Source organism: Liquorilactobacillus sicerae, assembly GCF_029916425.1.
Classification (GTDB): domain Bacteria; phylum Bacillota; class Bacilli; order Lactobacillales; family Lactobacillaceae; genus Liquorilactobacillus; species Liquorilactobacillus sicerae.
The window spans coordinates 1-467 of the sequence record NZ_JAHAVQ010000204.1; the positions used below are offsets into that span (position 1 = coordinate 1).

Annotated in this window: 1 protein-coding gene; it reads left to right on the top strand. The window is 29.1% G+C overall.

Annotated elements, in window-relative coordinates:
- Nucleotides 1-467 (top strand): polysaccharide pyruvyl transferase family protein (locus KH893_RS12005; protein ID WP_281166306.1); only part of this gene is annotated, 467 nt, incomplete at both ends.

Sequence of the window (467 nt, forward strand, 5' to 3'; positions counted from 1 at the left end):
GGATTGAAGTATAAACCCTTTGTTATGTTGCAAAAAAATTTTTATAAAAAAGTGATGAATTCAAAGATTATCCATTCTGTTAGAGATTCTTATACTCAGAAAAAATTAAAAGAATATGGAATTAAATCAATAAATACATCTTGTGTAACGATGTGGCACTTAACGCCGGATTATCTATTTAATATCAAGAGAGAGAAATCACCGGCTGCAATTTTAACAATAACTGATTATTGTGCTGACGAAAAGTACCTTTTAGCTTACAAAGAAATGATTGAAATTGTTCTAAGAAATTATGATACAGTTTTCCTGTGGTTACAATCACCATCGGATTTTAAAATTATTAAGAATCTAGATATCGAAGATTTTAGCAGAATTAATATTGTTCCTCCCAATTTAGATTCTTATAATCATATTTTGGAAAAAGGAGTTGATTATATCGGTACAAGATTACACGGCGGTATTAGGTC